The 19,677-nt window shown below is 42.3% G+C and carries 15 protein-coding genes; 14 read left to right on the top strand and 1 reads right to left on the bottom strand.

Translation table 11 applies throughout. From position 1 onward, the window contains the following. Positions 1-190: 190 nt before the first annotated feature. The 13 genes from eboC to aroF all read left to right on the top strand — a co-directional run bounded on the left by eboC (position 191) and on the right by aroF (position 17,064). A complete protein-coding gene (gene eboC / locus AACX33_RS04665) occupies positions 191-1,114 on the top strand; it encodes a UbiA-like protein EboC (RefSeq protein ID WP_194001539.1) in 924 nt (307 codons plus the stop codon). A 158-nt stretch (positions 1,115-1,272) separates the two neighbouring features. Then, positions 1,273-2,562 carry a glycosyltransferase family 4 protein gene (locus tag AACX33_RS04660; protein ID WP_194001537.1) on the top strand — a complete coding sequence of 430 codons (1,290 nt, stop codon included), beginning with the start codon at positions 1,273-1,275 and terminating at the stop codon, positions 2,560-2,562. Between the two features lie 3 nt (positions 2,563-2,565). After that, positions 2,566-3,501, top strand: a complete 936-nt coding sequence (tyrA, locus tag AACX33_RS04655; RefSeq protein WP_194001535.1) for a bifunctional chorismate mutase/prephenate dehydrogenase — start codon at positions 2,566-2,568, stop codon at positions 3,499-3,501. A gap of 153 nt (positions 3,502-3,654) precedes the next feature. After that, the gene (locus AACX33_RS04650) at positions 3,655-4,302 is read left to right on the top strand and encodes a DsbA family oxidoreductase (RefSeq protein ID WP_194001533.1); all 648 of its coding nucleotides are present in this window, start codon (positions 3,655-3,657) and stop codon (positions 4,300-4,302) included. Further along, the gene (locus AACX33_RS04645; protein ID WP_194001531.1) at positions 4,296-5,504 is read left to right on the top strand and encodes a 3-dehydroquinate synthase; all 1,209 of its coding nucleotides are present in this window, start codon (positions 4,296-4,298) and stop codon (positions 5,502-5,504) included. Before AACX33_RS04650 ends, AACX33_RS04645 begins: the two co-directional genes overlap by 7 nt. Positions 5,505-5,598: 94 nt before the next feature. Beyond that, positions 5,599-6,837, top strand: coding sequence for a metabolite traffic protein EboE (gene eboE / locus AACX33_RS04640; RefSeq protein ID WP_194001529.1), 1,239 nt, complete (start codon positions 5,599-5,601; stop codon positions 6,835-6,837). Between the two features lie 168 nt (positions 6,838-7,005). Beyond that, the gene (locus tag AACX33_RS04635; RefSeq protein WP_194001527.1) at positions 7,006-8,391 is read left to right on the top strand and encodes an alkaline phosphatase family protein; all 1,386 of its coding nucleotides are present in this window, start codon (positions 7,006-7,008) and stop codon (positions 8,389-8,391) included. Positions 8,392-8,856: 465 nt separating this feature from the next. Then, positions 8,857-11,055: an anthranilate synthase gene (locus tag AACX33_RS04630; protein ID WP_194001525.1), complete on the top strand. Its 2,199-nt coding sequence runs from the start codon at positions 8,857-8,859 to the stop codon at positions 11,053-11,055. A gap of 42 nt (positions 11,056-11,097) precedes the next feature. Continuing rightward, a complete protein-coding gene (trpC, locus tag AACX33_RS04625) occupies positions 11,098-11,922 on the top strand; it encodes an indole-3-glycerol phosphate synthase TrpC (protein ID WP_194001523.1) in 825 nt (274 codons plus the stop codon). A 392-nt stretch (positions 11,923-12,314) separates the two neighbouring features. Next, on the top strand, positions 12,315-13,139 hold the full coding sequence (trpA, locus tag AACX33_RS04620) for a tryptophan synthase subunit alpha (protein ID WP_194001521.1): 825 nt from the start codon (positions 12,315-12,317) through the stop codon (positions 13,137-13,139). Between the two features lie 203 nt (positions 13,140-13,342). After that, complete coding sequence (gene trpB, locus AACX33_RS04615; protein WP_194001520.1) at positions 13,343-14,569, top strand: tryptophan synthase subunit beta; 1,227 nt, start codon at positions 13,343-13,345, stop codon at positions 14,567-14,569. 259 nt (positions 14,570-14,828) lie between these two features. Next, on the top strand, positions 14,829-15,977 hold the full coding sequence (gene trpD, locus AACX33_RS04610) for an anthranilate phosphoribosyltransferase (RefSeq protein WP_194001518.1): 1,149 nt from the start codon (positions 14,829-14,831) through the stop codon (positions 15,975-15,977). Positions 15,978-15,999: 22 nt separating this feature from the next. Then, the gene (gene aroF / locus AACX33_RS04605) at positions 16,000-17,064 is read left to right on the top strand and encodes a 3-deoxy-7-phosphoheptulonate synthase (RefSeq protein ID WP_194001516.1); all 1,065 of its coding nucleotides are present in this window, start codon (positions 16,000-16,002) and stop codon (positions 17,062-17,064) included. Positions 17,065-17,443: 379 nt separating this feature from the next. On the opposite strand, the gene AACX33_RS04600 is transcribed toward aroF, so the two are convergent. After that, positions 17,444-17,905 (bottom strand): hypothetical protein, encoded by a 462-nt coding sequence (locus tag AACX33_RS04600; RefSeq protein WP_227788862.1) that lies wholly within the window; start codon positions 17,903-17,905, stop codon positions 17,444-17,446. A 1,164-nt stretch (positions 17,906-19,069) separates the two neighbouring features. On the opposite strand from AACX33_RS04600, the gene AACX33_RS04595 reads away from it, so the two are divergent. Continuing rightward, positions 19,070-19,672 (top strand): biotin transporter BioY, encoded by a 603-nt coding sequence (locus AACX33_RS04595; RefSeq protein ID WP_194001514.1) that lies wholly within the window; start codon positions 19,070-19,072, stop codon positions 19,670-19,672. The last annotated feature ends 5 nt before the right edge of the window (positions 19,673-19,677 follow it).

The following is a 19,677-nucleotide window of genomic DNA, read 5'->3' as shown; positions in this document are numbered from 1 at the left end:
GGGGCTAGGGGTGGGGTCTTATGACACAAACGAGAATTTACCGACTTCTGTGTACCGTAGCCCCAAAGGGAGAGGCTAAAGCCAATGCGGCAAGCCCTTCGGTCTATGTTCCTCTTACATAACAGACACTTGCACCAGCATCAAACCTTCTTAATTACGAATTACGAATTACAAATTACGAATTATAAACATGAACACAGCAATCGTAACTTCCCATCGCCTTTGGGCATATCTACAATTAATGCGCCCAGCAAACATTGTCACAGCCTGGGCAGATATCCTAGCTGGCTTCGCAGCTTCCCAGTATATGATCATCACCAATCAAGGGATAGGATGGGAGATTAATCTGATCCCCCTAGCATGGTTACTACTCGCCACCACCGGCTTATATGGCGGAGGCATCGTATTTAATGATGTATTTGATACCGAACTAGACACTCAAGAACGACCAGAACGGCCTATACCTAGTGGTAAAGCATCTCTGAGGAAAGCAACCTTACTAGGAAGTTGGCTTTTAAGTATAGGTGTAGTAGCAGCATCTCAAGTCTCTTGGTTGAGCGCCATTCTAGCTTTTAGCATCGCCATAGCCGCCTTATTTTATAATGCTTTCGGGAAACATCATCCTATTTTCGGCCCGATCAATATGGGGATTTGTCGTGGAGGAAACTTATTGTTGGGCGTGAGTGTCATACCTGCAATGGTAGGAGAATATTGGTTTTTAGCCTTGATTCCCATCATTTACATTGCTGCTATCACCCTCCTGAGTCGAGGCGAAGTACATGGAGCCAATATCAGTAACGGCATAGTAGCGCTAATATTGATAGTAATAGTCATCTTAGGACTTTTAGGGCTGGGACTGTTAACCAACTATCAAATATTTACAGCATTACCATTTCTGATCTTCTTCACAATTCAGGTGTTATTACCTTTCATCAAAGCTGTACGCGAACCTACCCCAGAACAGATCCGCTTCGCAGTTAAAGCTGGCATACTATCACTAATTATTTTAGATACTAGTATTGTTGCAGGTTTTGCAGGTTGGATATCCGGGCTACTAGCTTTAAGCCTACTGCCGATTTCCATGAAACTGGCACAAATTTTTGCAGTAACTTAAAATATAAAACTGAAAATTTTGATTTCTATATATTAGACCTCTGGCATCAGCATCTATATCAGTGGTTAATCATTCATCTCTTGGATTTTTGCCAGAAGTTTATGAGTTATTTCAACAAAGCCAAAGTTATTAGAGTGCCTCCAAGACATTAACATCTCATGCATATTTTGATTTATTCTTACAACTATTATCCAGAGCCAATTGGAATTGCGCCTTTAATGACTGAACTAGCAGAAGGACTAGTAGAGCAAGGTCATGAAGTCCGGGTAATCACAGGAATGCCCAATTATCCTCAGCGCCAAATTTACGATGGATATCAAGGTAAATGGTACTTAACCGAACAAAAAAATGGTGTCACCATTCAGCGTAGTTATCTAAGAATTAAGTCCAAACCTAACCTTCTTGATCGGTTACTCTTAGAGTTAAGCTTTGTGTTCACAAGTTTGCCACAAGCCCTCAAAGGACAGCGACCAGATGTGATTCTTCTAACAGTTCCACCGCTACTGGTTTCTTTACCTGCTAGTTTGCTTGGTTGGTTATACAATTGCCCAGTAGTGCTAAATGTCCAAGATATTCTTCCAGAAGCTGCCATCCGCATCGGGCTGATTAAAAACAAGTGGATGATTCGAGCGCTCACAATCCTCGAAAAATTTGCCTATCGGAATGCACACACTATTAGTGTGATTAGTGAAGCGTTTCGAGAGAATTTAGTCAACAAGGGAGTGCCGACTAAAAAAATCGTTTGCATTCCCAATTGGGTAAACGTCAACTTCATCCGCCCGTTAGCCAATAAAAATAGCCCCTGGAGAGTAGAACATCAATTAAATGGTAAATTTGTCGTACTTTATTCAGGCAACATTGCGCTGACACAAGGACTAGAAACAGTAGTAGAAACAGCAATTCGCTTGCGTCAAATTCCAGAAATTGTCTTTGTAATCGTGGGAGAATCAAAAGCATTACAAAGCTTGCAGCAATATTGTCTAAGTTGTGGCGCGGATAACGTATTGTTACTACCCTTGCAGCCACGAGAACAACTACCGCAAATGTTAGCAGCAGCTAATGTAGGGTTAATTGTGCAGAAGCGCAATGTAATTTCATTTAATATGCCTTCAAAAATACCATTGCTTTTAGCCAGTGGTAGCCCAATAGTAGGTTCAGTCCCAAAAAATGGCACTGCGGCTCAAGCAATTCAACTCAGTGGCGGTGGCATAGTTGTACATCCAGAATCACCTGATGCTTTAGCAGATGCAGTCCAGAAATTATATAAAAATCCGACTTTAGCAGCGCATCTAGGTGAAAAAGGCAGAAAATTTGCCGTAGAAAACTATTCCTTTGACCAAGCACTGCATCGCTATGAGGAGTTATTTTATGATGTAACTCCAGAGCGAGAATTAACTTTGGATATCCTACCTAAATTGAATTCTAAAAAATCAATTCTGGAAAATTGAAATATGATCCCAGATCAGATCAAACAAAGCCATCAAAAACTAAAGCCTGAGTCTGCATCCATAAATCATGCCAGAACCCGAAACATTACCATTATCGGTGGACTTGGCAGGATGGGAAAATTATTTAGAGAGCAACTTTCGGCTGTAGGTCACAGCGTTAGTATTCTCGAACAAGAGGATTGGATGTATGCAGATCAACTATTAAGTCAGTCCGAATTAGTCTTAGTTAGTGTTCCTATTGCACGAACTGTTGAGGTTATTAAGCGTGCAGTTCAATACCTATCTCCTAATACAGCATTGTGCGATATTACGAGTATCAAAACTCAATCTACTCAAGCAATGCTGGAACACCATTCAGGCCCCGTAATGGGACTACATCCCATGTTTGGGCCAAATATCAAGTCCTTCTTAGGACAAAAAGTAGTGGTATGTCCAGGTAGGAACGATGATTCATTTCAATGGTTATTAAACTTAATTAAAAATCAGGGTGGAGAACTGATCACCTGCACTCCTGAAGAACATGACCAAATGATGGTAATTGTTCAAGCAACGCAGCACTTTTCTAGATTTAGTCTTGGTGTTTTCTTGACACAAGCTGAAATCGATATAGAACGTAGTTTATCTATGTCAACACCTAGCTATCGTCAAGAAATTGAAATTCTTCAGCGTTTGTTTGCCCAAAATTCTAACTTATGCGTTGATATCATCCTCGCCACAGAAGAGCGATGTCAGGCAATTAACTCTTTAGCTAATACCTATAGCCGCTTGGCAATGCTGGTGGCAAAAAAAGACCGAACTGCATTAATTAAAGAATTTGAAAATGCTCAAGAATTTATGGGAGCAAAAGATAACTATTTAGTACAGTCTTTACATGGTTTTTCCTCAAAGGAGAATCAAAGAGATTTTCAACCACAGATAAACACAGATGCACACAGATAATTTATTGATACTGTAAACATTTTGGCATTGCTGAATTGGTGTATGAAATTCAAAGCTCAATATTCTCAACTCTTCCTCTCTGCGCCTCTGCGCCTCTGCGTGCCAAAACTCATATTTTCAATTAGCAACACCTAATTCTAATTAACAAAAATTATGCTGATTGACATCTTTCACGATACTGTTTGTCCCTGGTGCAGAATAGGAAAAAAGCACCTTTTTGATGCACTGGCACAATGGGAAGGAGAAGTAGTAAATATTCGCTGGCATCCTTTTTTACTCGATAATACTGTTCCTCCAGAGGGATATGAATTTCGTAGTTTTATGCAAGAGAGAAAAGGCATTAGTTCCGCAGAACTTCAGCAGATGTTTGATTATGCGCGACAGGCAGGTGAGATAGCTGGAGTTAAGTTCAATTTTGACAAAATTGCTTTGGCTGTTAATACTCAGCTTTCTCACAAATTGATTGCGCTCGCACCAGTAAAAATCAGAAATGATCTTGTAGAAGCAATTTATCAAGCTTACTTTGAAAACGGTTTGAATATCGGTGATATTGAAGTCCTTGTGACCATCGGGACAAATCACCAAATGGATGAAAACCACTTACGACAGCAATTGATTGATTATCATGCTGTTGACGCAGTTATGGCTGAATCCACATTTGCTCGGTTAAATGGCATTAATAGCGTGCCGTTTTTCATCTTCAATAACAAAGTCAAAGTAGACGGTTCTCAGTCGGCAAATGTATTACTGCGGGCTTTAAATCGGGCTGCATTTATAGAAATCTTAACAAAACAATGGTAATAAATTTTAACCAAAAAACTGTATCTTCTCAGCTATCAATCAATCAACGTGTTGCGGTTAGCTTCAACTATGAGGTTTACTTCACTAAGAATCTATTTGATTTAAGAAATCCCACCTTAGCCCAAGTGATTACAGCCGATGGAGAAACAAAACCGAAGAAAGTAGTCACAGTTGTGGATGCAGGATTATTACAATTTCAACCTGCATTACTTCAGCAATTAGAAGCGTACACCAAGTTTTATGCAGAAACATTAAATCTCGCAGTGGAACCGATGATAGTTCCCGGTGGAGAAGCTGCCAAAAACGATCGCGGTTTGGTAGAGCAAATTCATCAGACGGTTGATGTAGCAGGTTTATGTCGCCACTCCTACTTGTTGGCTATTGGGGGTGGTGCTGTGTTGGATTTAGTCGGATATGCAGCCGCAACTGCTCATCGGGGAATTCGCTTAATTCGGATTCCGACGACAGTATTAGCACAAAATGATTCAGGTGTGGGGGTAAAAAACGGCATTAATGCCTTTGGGAAAAAGAACTTTCTCGGCACATTCGCCCCACCTTATGCAGTGATTAATGACTCGGCTTTTTTAACAACTTTGGATGAGCGTGACTGGCGTTCTGGAATTGCCGAAGCGCTGAAGGTAGCACTAATTAAAGATGCGGATTTCTTTGATTTTATTCACACCCAAAGCGCCGCACTTGTCCATCGAGAAATGGAGAGTATACAACAGCTGATCTATCGTTGCGCTCAATTACATCTAGAACATATTGTTCACAGTGGTGATGCTTTTGAAATAGGTTCATCCCGTCCCCTCGATTTTGGACATTGGGCGGCTCATAAACTAGAGCATTTAACCAACTATAGTTTACGTCATGGGGAAGCTGTCGCAATTGGTATTGCTTTGGATAGCACTTATTCCTATCTTCTGGGAATGCTGTGTTTTTCAGAGTGGCAAAAAATCCTCAATACAATTTCGGGACTGGGTTTCACTTTGTATGTGCCAGAACTAGCTGAACAATTATCATATCCAGAACATCCCCGTTGTTTATTCCGTGGTTTGACTGAGTTCCGGGAACACTTGGGTGGAGAGTTGACGTTGACACTGCTGCAAGGTATTGGCAAGGGTATTGAGGTTCACGAGGTGGATTTATCTTTATACAGAGAAGCAATTTTGCGGTTACAGGTGTTTTTTAAAAGTCAATAATCAAACGCCGATGAACGCTGATAAACGCTGATGAAGATTAGATGTGTGTTATATTTTTTTGTTCTAATTGTTACTCATTTTTCTGGATAAGTAAATGAAGTTAGGTAGTAATAATAATTTTGATTTGACCTATTGTACTAATATTCATTCTGGGGAAGAGTGGGATAAGGTTTTTGCTAATTTAAAGCAGTATATCCCTCCTCTGAAAGCCAAAGTAGCTCCAGGGAAATCCTTTGGTATTGGGTTACGTTTAGCAGCAGTAGCAGCTAGGGAATTGCTGGAAGGAAAAGCTTTAACTCAGTTTCAGTCTTGGTTAACTGAAGAAGGTCTATATGTGTTTACTTTGAATGGTTTTCCTTATGGCAAATTCCATCGGGAAGTAGTGAAAGACCAAGTTTATGCACCGAATTGGACTCAGCCGGAACGCTTGGAATATACGTTGCAACTTACAGAGATTTTGGCAGCATTATTACCCACTGATACAGAAGGGAGTATTTCCACTCTGCCGTTATCTTACAAGCCTTGGTATGAGGGAAATCAACTTGTCCAAGCATCAGTGATGGATAGTGCTAGTCTCCAGATAGCACAAGTAGTCGCTCAAATGGTAGATATCCGTAATCAGCAACGGAAACTGCTGCATCTAGATTTGGAACCAGAACCGGATGGATTAATTGAAAATGCAGATGAAGTTGTGAATTATTTTCAGAAGCATTTACTACCTGTTGGTGGCGCTTATTTGGTCAAGCATCTGGGAATTTCACCAATACTTGCCGAGAAATATTTACTAGATCATGTGCGTATTTGTTACGATACCTGCCATTTTGCAGTTGAGTATGAAAATCCCATTTCAGTTTTTCAGCAATTTCAAGCTGCGGGGATTCAAATTGGCAAAATTCAGATTAGTGCTGCCTTACAAGTAAATTTGTCAGAGGATACCGCACAACGTCGCTTAGTAGGAGAAAGATTACGTCCTTTTGCTGAATCTACATATTTACATCAAGTAATTGCCCGCGAACAAAATAACAGACTAATTCATTATCCCGACTTAGAAAACGCCTTACCACACCTAGAAAATACCAATGATTGTGAGTGGCGGATTCATTTCCACGTACCCATTTTCATCCATGATTATCATCTTTTGCAGTCCACTCAAGACGATATTTCTACCGTACTAAATTTACTGCGGGATAACAACACTTGCGCCCATTTAGAAATTGAAACCTACACCTGGGAAGTACTTCCCGAAGCAATGAAACTAGACTTACTCGCATCAATTCAGCGCGAGTACGAATGGGTACAAACAAAATTCTTAACCAAACAATTAGTAAGCTAATCGGCATTTAACTTGCATAAAATGGGAGGGCATTTTTGCCCTCTCCCACAATAGTTTAATGTAATTTAAATATGCAAATTAAATGTTTTTTAGCTTACCTAAATAACTCGTGAAATTATATCTTTCTTCTCTTGGCGTTTTTGGCGACTTGGCGGTTCGTAAAATCTTATGAAAAAAACTGTAATTCTGAACATAGTAGGATTAACACCCAACCTAATAGGTGAGCATACCCCCTTCCTTTCCCATTGGACAAAACAAGGACAAATAGTACCCATCGCCCCCGTATTACCTGCCGTCACCTGTACAGCACAAGCAACCTATCTCACAGGGAAATCACTTAGCGAGCATGGAATAGTCGGTAATGGTTGGTACTTCCGAGATGAGTGTGAAATCAAATTTTGGAGACAATCCAACAAACTCATACAAGCGCCCAAAATTTGGGAAATGGCCAAAGCTGTAGATCCCAACTTTACCTGCGCCAACTTGTTTTGGTGGTATAATATGTACTCTTCAGTGGATTATGCCATCACTCCCCGACCGATGTATCCCGCCGATGGGAGAAAAATCCCCGATATTTATACGCAACCGGGAGAATTGCGATCGCCACTGCAAAAAGACTTAGGTCAGTTTCCTCTATTCAACTTCTGGGGGCCTAACACATCAATTCGCGCTACCCAATGGATTGCAGAATCAGCAAAGTGGATGGAAAAAGACTGTAACCCAACGCTGACACTGGTCTATTTACCACATCTGGATTACTGCTTACAAAAATATGGTGCTGATACCAACAAAGTTTCACAGGATCTACAAGAAATTGATGCAGTTTGTGGTGATTTGATTCAATACTACGAAAATCGTGGCGCTCAAGTTATTGTTTTGTCGGAATATGGAATTACATCAGTCACAAAACCCATCCATTTAAATCGGATGCTGCGGGAAAAAGGTTTGCTGAGTGTGCGCGAAGAACTGGGACGAGAAATTTTAGATGCTGGTGCGAGTAAAGCCTTTGCAGTGGCTGACCATCAGATTGCTCATGTTTATGTTAATGATCCATTTTATCTTCCCAAAGTGCGATCGCTTCTCGAAGAAACTGAGGGAGTTGCCTATGTTTTAGATGATACCAACAAGGCAGATGCTCATCTCAATCATTCTAGATCGGGAGAGTTGATAGCAGTAGCTCAACCAGATGCTTGGTTTACTTATTATTACTGGCTAGATGATAGCCGCGCCCCCGATTTTGCCAGAACTGTCGATATCCACCGCAAACCCGGTTATGACCCTGTAGAACTTTTCCTAGACCCGCAAATTAAACTTCCCAAGTTAAAAATTGCACTGAAACTGTTAAAAAAACAACTTGGTTTTCGCTACTTGATGGATGTTATTCCCTTAGATGCTGACTTAGTACGTGGATCTCACGGTTGTGTTCCGCCTTCCCCTAATGAAGGCCCATTATTAATTACTCAACAAACTGACTTGCTTGATTCTGCATCAATTAAAGCCACCGATGTTTGCCAATTAATCCTCAAACATCTCATGGAAAATAGCCAGAATTAATTGAATAACCCCACCCCTAACCTCTCCCCGCCAGCCGGCATACACACAAGTGATCGAATCGCCCCCTAACCCCCAATTATGGGGGAACAAGAATTTTCAAAGTCCCCCAAACTTGGGGGATTTAGGGGGCAAAACAGGCTCAAACGCATACAGAAAGGACTTGTGTGTACACGATAGGCCAGCGAGGAGGGGAATTTGATGATCATGATATCCCTGAAAAAATATAACAACCAATAAATTGATATTCCTATCTAAAAAATCTTCATGCAACAAATGTTTAATATTCATTAACCTTAATTAGGAAGTAGCAAAGCCTTAATTAAAAACAGACAAAGTTACGCTTTACTTTGTCGTCAGGAAGGTATACAGACCATAAAAAATTGTCCAAATTTGTCCGTATTTCCAATTTACTTATTATCATGAATGAATGGCTTTTGATTAATAACCATTCCAGAGAAAATATCCATGAATTTTGATTTCCATTCCTACACGACTCTTGGTGGTGTGCTTGTTTCTCGCTCCGTCACAGAAGTGAAAATGGACACTGCCCTCGAAGAGGTTCTGTTCCACCTAAATTCTCAGCGTGGAGGCTTGCTGGCTAGCAGCTATGAATATCCAGGAAGATACAAAAGATGGGCAATTGGATTTGTTAATCCACCACTAGAATTGACAACACGAGAGAATTCTTTTACCTTAACAGCTTTGAATGAGCGCGGCCAAATACTTTTACCATTACTTTTAGAGCGCCTTTGCCAATCACAAGAACTTCAAGACATCAAACAAACAAACAACAATATCTGCGGCTTTATTCAACCCGGAAACCAATTTTTTCTGGAAGAAGAGCGGAGTAAGCAACCTTCAGCATTTACAGTTGTTCGCGAAATTCTACATACTTTCTCTAGTCAAGAAGATGAGCATTTAGGATTGTATGGCGCATTTGGTTATGACTTAGTTTTCCAATTTGAGCCAATTCTCCACAGCCTAGAACGTCCCACAGACCAGCGAGATTTAGTACTTTATCTACCTGATGAACTGATAGTTGTTGATTATTATCTCCAACAGGCATTTCGGCTGCAATATGAATTTGAAACAGCCAATGGGATCACCAATAATCTTCCTCGCACGGGTGAATCTATTGATTATCGAGGTCAGCGCCTAACCCCAAATCAAACTTGTGATCATCAACAGGGCGAGTATGCCAAGCAAGTTGAGCTAGCGCTCGATTACTTCCGCCGAGGCGACTTGTTTGAAGTGGTTCCCGGTCAAAACTTTTTTGAACCCTGTGAAGCGCTTCCTAGCAAACTTTTTGCCACCTTAAAGCAAATCAATCCCAGCCCTTATGGATTCATTTTTAATCTCGGTGGAGAATACATAATTGGCGCATCTCCAGAGATGTTTGTTCGGGTTGAAGGTAGACGCATAGAAACCTGTCCCATTAGTGGTACGATTACCCGTGGACAAGATGCCCTTGATGATGCTGATCAAATTCGTCAGTTACTCAACTCACACAAAGATGAAGCTGAGTTGACAATGTGTACAGACGTAGATCGCAATGATAAATCTCGGATTTGCGAACCTGGATCAGTCCAAGTCATTGGCCGTCGTCAAATTGAATTATATAGCCATCTGATTCATACAGTGGATCATGTGGAAGGCATACTCAGACCAGAATTTGATGCTTTAGATGCCTTTTTAACTCACACCTGGGCAGTTACAGTCACAGGCGCACCCAAAAGAGCCGCAATTCAGTTTATTGAACAGCATGAACGTAGCGCTCGACGTTGGTATGGTGGAGCCGTGGGTTACTTAAATTTCAATGGGAATTTAAATACTGGATTAATTCTGCGAACAATTCGGTTACAAGATTCCATTGCAGAAGTGCGCGTTGGTGCGACTGTCCTTTATGATTCAGTTCCCCAAGCAGAAGAACAAGAAACAATCACCAAGGCTGCGGCTTTATTTGAAACGATTCGACGTGCTAGGGCTACTGACGAAAAAGCCGAGGAGTGCAATTACATAAATTTGAGCAAATGCATTCCTGATGTGGAATCTGGTAAACGCATCTTATTAATTGACCATGAAGATTCGTTTGTTCACACATTAGCCAATTACATTCGCCAAACTGGTGCTAGTGTTACCACAATACGTCATGGCTTTGCCGAATCGCGATTTGATACAGAACGCCCTGATTTAGTTGTCTTGTCTCCTGGCCCTGGTAGACCAAATGATTTTCGAGTTTCAGAGACTGTCGCCGCCTGTGTCAGTCGCCAAATCCCGATTTTCGGAGTTTGTCTAGGATTACAAGGTATTGTCGAAGCTTTTGGCGGCACACTCGGAGTTCTCAACTATCCCCAACATGGTAAATCTTCGCGGATTTTCGTTACAGATCCAGATTCTGTGACATTTAAAGATTTGCCAAAATCCTTTGCAGTCGGTAGATATCATTCTTTGTTTGCTTTACAAGAACATTTGCCGGCAGAACTGAAAGTAACGGCGATTTCTGATGACAACGTAATTATGGGGATTGAACATCGAACGCTTCCCATTGCTGCGGTTCAGTTTCATCCAGAATCAATCATGACTTTATCAGGAGAAGTCGGTTTGGCAATTATTAAAAACGTCATGCTTGCATTCACGCAGAAGACCATTGTTATTAGTCATTAGTCATTGGTCATTGGTCATTAGTCATCTCCGATTTAGCAATTTATGAATATTCCAGTTGCTATCCATCGTCACATTCTTGAAGAAATTGTGTTGCATAAAAGGGAAGAAGTTGCACAAATGCAGCAAAAATTACCTTTAACTGCTTTGCAACAACAGTTAAATACTGCTCCGAATCTGCGAAATTTCCTGAGTGCTTTACAAGAAAATCCCTGTCAACCGTGTTTAATCGCTGAGGTTAAAAAAGCTTCACCTAGTCGGGGGATCATCCGGGCGGATTTTGATCCGGTAGCGATCGCACAAGCATACCAACGAGGTGGTGCAGCCTGTCTATCCATCCTCACTGATCAAAAGTTCTTTCAAGGTAGTTTTGATAATCTCCGCGCTGTGCGGGCTGCTGTAGCTTTACCCTTACTGTGCAAGGAGTTCATCATTGACCCCTATCAAATTTATTTGGCACGGACAGCAGGTGCAGATGCGGTGTTATTAATTGCCGCCATCCTCTCAGATACAGAACTCCAGCACTTTTTGTCAGTGATTCACGATTTGGGGATGAATGCACTTGTGGAAGTTCATACCTTGACGGAATTGGATCGGGTGCTAAAGCTGGACAACCTGCGTTTAGTAGGAATTAATAATCGTAATTTGGAGGATTTTACTGTCGATTTACAAACAACTCAGCAACTTTTAACACAACGTCAGCCACAATTACAAAGCTTGAGTATTACAGTCGTCAGTGAATCGGGACTATATACACCTGCTGATTTATCTTTTGTGGCTGAGGCTGGGGCGCGTGCAGTTTTAGTGGGTGAATCTTTAGTGAAACAAAGCCAGATAAAACCAGCTGTGCGTAGTCTTTTGAATATTTAGTAATTGCATCAGGCCGGATTCAGGTGGCGAAGATGTGCGCGGCGCAATTGTTGTGGAACAGGACTTACGCAAAATTATGAAAGAACGTAGACGCGGCTGGCCGCAACCGCATAAAGCCTTCTGTTTGAGAGGCTTGTCTGCAACACTCTTCGCCAACGCTTAAGGCGCTAGTACAAGTCGGCGTAAATAAACAGACCATTCAAAATCCATGAAAAGCCCATTTTATAAGCTTTTTGACTTTTGATTTTTGACTTTTGACTTCCGCCTTGCGGTACTAGCCTCTCCCAAAGAGAGAAGAAATAAGAGGTTTAGAGAGTTCTTGCGTAAGTCCTATAAAAATTCAATGACTCAAACACAATAACCAATTACCCATTTTGAGGTGAATGATCAGGATGGCTACTATTTCTCATTGTTTTCAATATTTACGCGATCGCCAACAATGTGCTTTGATTCCCTTTATCACAGCTGGCGACCCTGATTTAACAACCACGGCTGAAGCTTTACGTATTTTAGATCGCAATGGGGCTGATTTCATTGAATTGGGCGTTCCCTATTCTGATCCCCTTGCAGATGGCCCTGTGATTCAAGCAGCTGCAACTCGTGCTTTGCAAACAGGAATTAAATTAGAACAAGTCCTAGAAATGTTGCGCGATATCAGTCCTCAACTGAAAGCACCGTTAATTTTATTTACTTACTACAATCCGATTCTGCACCGGGGTATTCAGGCATTTTTAGCCGAAATTGTGGCGGCTGGGGTGCGAGGGTTGGTAGTACCAGATTTACCTTTGGAAGAGGCGGCGAAATTAATCCAAGCTGCTACTGCCTTTGGGATTGAGGTAATTCTGCTTGTAGCCCCTACTAGTTCTCAGGATAGGATAACTGCGATCGCGCGTCAATCTCAAGGTTTTATCTATCTTGTCAGTGTAACTGGAGTCACTGGAATGCGATCGCAAATGCAAAGCCGCGTACAGCATTTACTCACAGAGATGCGAAGCATCACCGATAAACCCATTGGCGTTGGCTTTGGCATTTCCACACCAGAACAAGCACAACAGGTCAGAGAATGGGGTGCAGATGCCGTAATTGTCGGTAGTGCCTTTGTCAAACGGTTAGCTGAAGGTAGCCCCACCCAAGGACTACAAGCCGTAGAAAAACTTTGTCGTGAACTCAAAGCCGCAATTACCTCCATATCTCTGCAAAAAGTTGGTTCTGCTTAAAAATTATGGCGTTGCTGATTGAGAATATGAATTTGTTTCACGCATTGGCGCTAGCCTCTCCCTTTGGGAGAAGGGCGCAAAGGCGCAAAGGTAGAAAGAAAAAGAAAGGTAATTTTGGCATTTCATACTCTGATTTTATTTTTTCTTCTCTCTGCGCCCTCTGCGCCTCTGCGGTTCAATAATAAATTAAAGGATTTTAACCAGTGGTAAGCATACAAGACATCAATACTGCAACTGTACGACCTGACGCTTTAGGCAGATTTGGCAAATTTGGCGGTAAATACGTCCCCGAAACCCTCATGCCGGCATTAAGTGAATTAGAAACAGCATTTCACCAATATCGCAATGATATAGGCTTCCAAGCAGAACTGCAAAACTTACTCCGGGATTATGTCGGACGACCCAGCCCCTTATATTTTGCCGAACGCCTGACCACACACTACGCTCGACCTGATGGAACAGGGGTGCAAATTTACTTAAAGCGAGAAGATTTAAATCATACAGGCGCACACAAAATTAATAACGCTTTGGCTCAGGGTTTGCTAGCTAAACGCATGGGTAAACAGCGGATTATTGCCGAAACTGGCGCAGGTCAGCATGGAGTAGCCACTGCTACCGTGTGTGCGCGATTTGGTTTAGAGTGTGTGATTTACATGGGCATCCACGACATGGAACGCCAAGCCCTGAATGTGTTTCGGATGAAGCTAATGGGGGCAGAAGTGCGTCCTGTAGAAGCAGGAACCGGAACCCTCAAGGATGCAACTTCTGAGGCGATTCGGGATTGGGTGACAAATGTAGAAACCACCCATTACATTCTCGGTTCTGTGGCTGGACCTCATCCTTACCCCATGATCGTGCGTGATTTCCACGCTGTCATCGGTAAAGAAACGCGCGTTCAGTGTCAGGAAAAGTGGGGAGGATTACCAGATATTCTCCTGGCTTGTGTCGGTGGCGGTTCTAATGCAATGGGATTATTCCATGAATTTGTGGATGAACCGACCGTGCGCCTAGTGGGAGTAGAAGCAGCAGGTGAGGGTGTAGATACAGATAAGCACGCAGCAACTTTAACACAGGGAAAAGTGGGAGTTCTGCACGGGGCGATGAGTTATTTACTTCAAGATGATGATGGTCAAGTAGTGGAAGCACATTCCATTAGTGCTGGACTAGATTATCCCGGTGTGGGGCCAGAACATAGTTATTTAAAGGATCTGGGTCGGGCTGAATATTACAGCGTCACAGACCAACAAGCTTTGGATGCTTTTCAAAGACTTTCCCAACTAGAAGGGATTATTCCAGCTTTAGAAACATCTCATGCGATCGCTTATTTAGAAACCCTCTGTCCTCAACTCAATGGTAGTCCCCGCCTGGTAATTAATTGCTCTGGCAGAGGCGACAAAGATGTGCAAACCGTAGCCAAATTCCTGAGTTAAGGGACTGACCGAAGAAGCAGGGGGGCAGGGGGCAGGCTTGCCCTGAGCGCAGTCGAAGGGGTGCAGGGGAGAAGAGGAAATAAGGAAGTTTAAAGTAATTTCTAACTCCCCTTTGCTCCGGTACTCCCCGCTCCCCTGCGTCCGGCAATGACAAATCAAAAAATCTCACAAATGTTCTGGTGGGATGGGTGTCCCCACCCGTCCCCTAACGCTGATTCATCGCGTTTTTACCCATTCGCTGACATTTCCTCAAATCGAAATGACAACCATAACTCAAACTCCACCTGGGCAAAACATTCCCACTCCTGACTCCTACAATTGGCCTGCTTTATTGCAGCAGTTACTTGATCGGCAATCCTTAACAGTTACCCAAGCAGCTTATCTGATGCAAGGCTGGCTGATTGATGCCATTCCCCCCGTACTATCGGGAGCGATTTTAACTGCCATTCAAGCCAAAGGCATCACCGCCGCAGAATTGGTGGGTATGGCTAGCGTCTTACAATCCCAATCTTCTTCCCCATTCGACTACGCTCAAGGCAAGCCCACTCCCCCGGTTACTGAGCGCAGTCGAAGTAACTCCCTACTCACCACTCCCCTGATTGACACCTGCGGAACTGGTGGAGATGGGGCTTCAACCTTTAATATCTCCACTGCTGTGGCTTTTGTGGCCGCAGCCGCAGGGGTAAAAGTTGCCAAGCATGGTAATCGTTCCGCATCTAGTAAAACTGGTTCTGCCGATGTCTTGGAAGCTTTGGGGATAAATCTCAACGCTAGTCAGGAGAAAGTACAAGCGGCTGTGGGTGAAGTTGGCATCACCTTTTTGTTTGCCCCTGGTTGGCATCCAGCACTCAAGGCGGTGGCGGCTTTACGCAAAACTTTGAAAGTACGGACTATTTTTAACCTGCTGGGGCCTTTAGTCAATCCTATGCGACCCACGGGGCAAATTATTGGTGTTAACGACCCCCATTTATTAGAAGCGATCGCTCAAGCATTATCACAATTAGGATGTCAGCAAGCGATCGCACTCCACGGGCGAGAAAGGTTAGATGAAGCCGGCTTGGCAGACTCAACAGACTTGGCTGTACTCCAAGACAAAAAAGTCCGTCGTTTAGTACTCAATCCTCAAGAACTTGGTTTGAGTTCTGCACCCACTGCGGCCTTACGAGGTGGAGATGTTCAAGAAAATGCCGAGATTTTGCAAGCAGTTCTCCAAGGTAAAGGCACTCAAGCGCAGCAAGATGTAGTCGCTTTAAATACAGCCCTAGCACTCCAAGTTGCAGCAACAATTGATGGAGCAACGGATGTTTTAGAAGGTTGTGTCAAAAATCTTGTACTGGCTCAAGACGTTCTGCAAAGCGGCGCAGCTTGGACAAAGTTAGAACAACTGGCCGAATTTTTGCACTCATAACTTTAAGTTTAAGGAAAAGAAAATGATTGTAGTCCTAAAAACTGGTACACCTGAGAGCGAAATCACTCAGATATGTCAAGATTTGACCGAGCTTTGGGGAGTCACAGTTGAAAAAAGCATCGGCCAGCAGAAAGCTATTCTGGGAATCATTGGTGATACATCTGTCATCGATACATTGCAAGTCCAGGAGTTAAACCCTTGGATTCAACAAGTATTACGAGTGCAGCGACCTTTCAAGCGAGTTAGCCGGGAATTTCGACATGGAGAAGCCAGCGAGGTGATTGTATCCACACCTAACGGTCTTGTCCCTTTCGGAGAGCATCATCCCATTGTGGTGGTAGCGGGGCCATGTTCCGTTGAGAATGAAGCCATGATTGTGGAAACGGCAAAGCGTGTGAAGACAGCCGGAGCAAAATTCTTGCGTGGAGGAGCCTACAAACCCCGGACTTCACCCTATGCCTTTCAGGGGTATGGTGAAAGTGCATTAGGTTTGTTAGCCGCAGCCCGTGAAGCTACTGGTTTGGGCATCATCACAGAGTTAATGGATGCAGCCGATTTACCCGCCGTGTCGAAAGTCGCTGACATAATTCAGATCGGAGCGCGGAATATGCACAACTTCTCGCTGCTGAAAAAAGTCGGCGCTCAAGATAAACCAGTGCTACTCAAGCGAGGGATGTCTGCCACAATTGACGAGTGGTTGATGGCAGCAGAATACATTATGGCATCAGGAAATTCCAACGTGATTCTTTGTGAGCGAGGGATTAGAACCTTTGATGCTAAATATGCCCGTAATACTTTAGATTTATCAGTAATTCCAGTATTGCGATCGCTCACCCATCTCCCAATTATGATCGACCCCAGTCATGGTACTGGTAATTCCGAGTATGTACCAGCGATGGCTTTAGCTGCGATCGCAGCTGGTACAGATGCCTTAATGATTGAAGTTCATCCCAATCCAGCTAGAGCTTTATCTGACGGACCTCAGTCCCTCACCCCAGAGAAATTTGATCGCTTAGTACAGGAAATGTCTGTTCTCGGCAAAGTCGTTAATCGCTGGTCTATACCTGCATTAGTAACTTCCGTTTAATTAGCATAAAACTAACCGTGCGAAGAGAAAGTTGAGTGTTAACACTGGACTTTCTCTTTTTTCATTTCCAACCTCCAAAAGATATAGCAACCGCCAAGGAGGTTAAGACATAAACGGATAAGTAGGTCGGCGTAAATAAAGTTAACTGGCTAGAGTCGTCCTTTGTCATTGGTCATTAGTCACATTGGGAAGTCACAATTTTCCCCCCTGCCCCCTGCTTCTTCCCCCACTCCCTATTCTCCAGCTAACGAATAACCCCAACTTCAGCTAGTAAGTTGGGGTAGTTCACAAAAATTTCCAGAATAATCACTACTACTAAATAAACGGTTTCTCGACGTGATCAGCAAACGGGTTACCGCTATCAGTTGAAAAATTACGGTTAACCGAAACCGCCGCCACCCATGCCACCCATGCCGCCGCCACCGAAGCTAGGCATACCGCCACCGGAGGAGTCGCCCCCACCCATGCCAACGCCACCAGAGCTAGGCATACCACCACTTAAGGAGTCACCGCCATTTAAATCTTCGGTATCAATAACAGCCCAGGGGTTGACACCACCAGTCAAGGGGCTAGCTACAGCCGTCGGGTCGCCAAAGCCAACAAAGGGATCACTACCTGGGACGCTACCTTCACCAAACACACTAGGATCAATACTAGAGTCGGAGTCGCCAAAAGCGCTGGCAAAAGAACTGATTAAGCTTTCTGGGGTTACACCGTCAATTTCTAGCAAGGGTGCAAAGGGTGATTGCCGAAGCAAATCAATCATTTCATCATTGTCAGTAGCAGTGTTTTCGCCCTCATCATTAATCGAATCTTCCATCAAAACAATTGAATCTTCCATCAGACCAAAGTCTCCTATTTATTGGATAAAATTTTCATTAAAGCTGGAACATTAATTAGACAAATTAACCCAGCATCATGAATCTATTTTTTTGTCCTATTGCTAAAGCTATTTCTTAGCTATTAGCCTATTGAGATTAATGGGCTTGACCATTAAGTAATTAATGCAATCTCTGGCAATCCAGAAAAGGTTTAATTACTCCTAATCTCACAATATAGATTAGTTATTTTTTAGATTAAGCACAATGAATAATATTTTGATTAGCTTGTAATAGTTTAGATAGTTTTTATTATTTTCAATCTGACCATTCTAGAAAATAAACTAAAAAACCCTTTCAATCTAGTAATCTATATCTTTTATTTCTTGCTAAACATACATTAAATCGTCTTGTATAGCCATCCTATTTGATTTATGAATTTATCGAACCACCAAGTCGCCAAGGTCGCCAAGAGAAGAAGTAAAGTGGTTCACAACTGATTTAGGACTGCTATATAACTTGTTTATTAAATGCTGATTAATATTTAATTTTACTTTTTATTAATAAGGAATTGACCATTGAGTATCAATAATTATTAGTAATAATTGCACTTTTGTCAGACAAATTTAAATTATCAAAAAACTCATCTAAAGATTTCTGGATAGCTTGACAGCATAACTCAGTAGCATCTTATTGTTGCCGTACTTCTTCCTTGATTTGCAAATGCAATTTTCCCGCAAATAGTAGTTCTGATATATCTGTGGTAAATGGTTGGGATTTTCCATTACTGGGGATTTTAGTTAATTATATATAAATGTAAAAATAGCTTTTTTCTAAATGCCTCCCAGGAAAAAACTATTTCATCTGTGGGTGTTTACGGCTGAAAAACTTGTTAGCCACTGATATTACCTGTAAAAAGAGTAACATTCCTCCTTTGATGATGGCTGTATTTCTTTCTCTGTTGATCTTTTGTAGTTATTAAACTATGACTTGAGAGAACAAAGAGACATAGAGAGATTAACCCTGAGTGCTAGGTACACAATCAACTAAAAATATGATTCACTTGTCATAATGAACAATGAACATTAGTTAAGTATGACCAATATGTATAAACCTATGCTAAAAATAGAGCCTCAAACACAGAAAATAGTCTTTTTGAACATTGTTTGAGCATTTGTGCAAGTAAAATGGCTGGAAGCGTTGGAAATGTGGGAACTGTTCAATTACTATGGTCTATGGTTGGCTTACTCCTGACAATGGGCGGGACTTTCCTAGAAGCCTATGGTATCGCCTGGCCTTGGAGTTGGAGTAAGCACGGAATTCAGACTTTTTCTCTGGGTGTCACTTGTCAAGTTGGTGCAGTGTTGTTAGTAGGTTGTTTAGGAGGGAAAAATGCTGGTGCGCTATCGCAAATCGCCTATTTAGTTATGGGTTTAACCTTGTTACCTGTATTTGCTGATGGTGGCGGTATTGGTTATGTCAAGCTATCTCAGTTTGGCTATCTGCTAGGCTTTATTCCTGGAGCGTGGATTTGTGGGTCTTTGGCTTTTAAAGCTAGACCTAGATTGGAAACCCTAGCTTTTAGTTGTATAAGTGGCTTGTTAACTGTCCACCTCTGCGGTGTGACTTATTTGATCATCAGTTATCTTTTTCAGTGGAAAGGTACGGAGAATCTGGCTCTAATGCAAGCAATTCTCAGATACTCTTGGTTTGCGCTACCCGGTCAACTAGCTGTAGTGTGCGCTGTTAGCGTCATAGCATATATATTACGTCACTTAATGTTTTATTAGTTATT

It is taken from the genome of Nodularia sp. LEGE 04288 (assembly GCF_963896525.1).
GTDB lineage: Bacteria > Cyanobacteriota > Cyanobacteriia > Cyanobacteriales > Nostocaceae > Nodularia.
The sequence above is the reverse complement of the archived record's forward strand: the minus strand, read 5'-3'. Positions and strand labels throughout refer to the sequence as shown.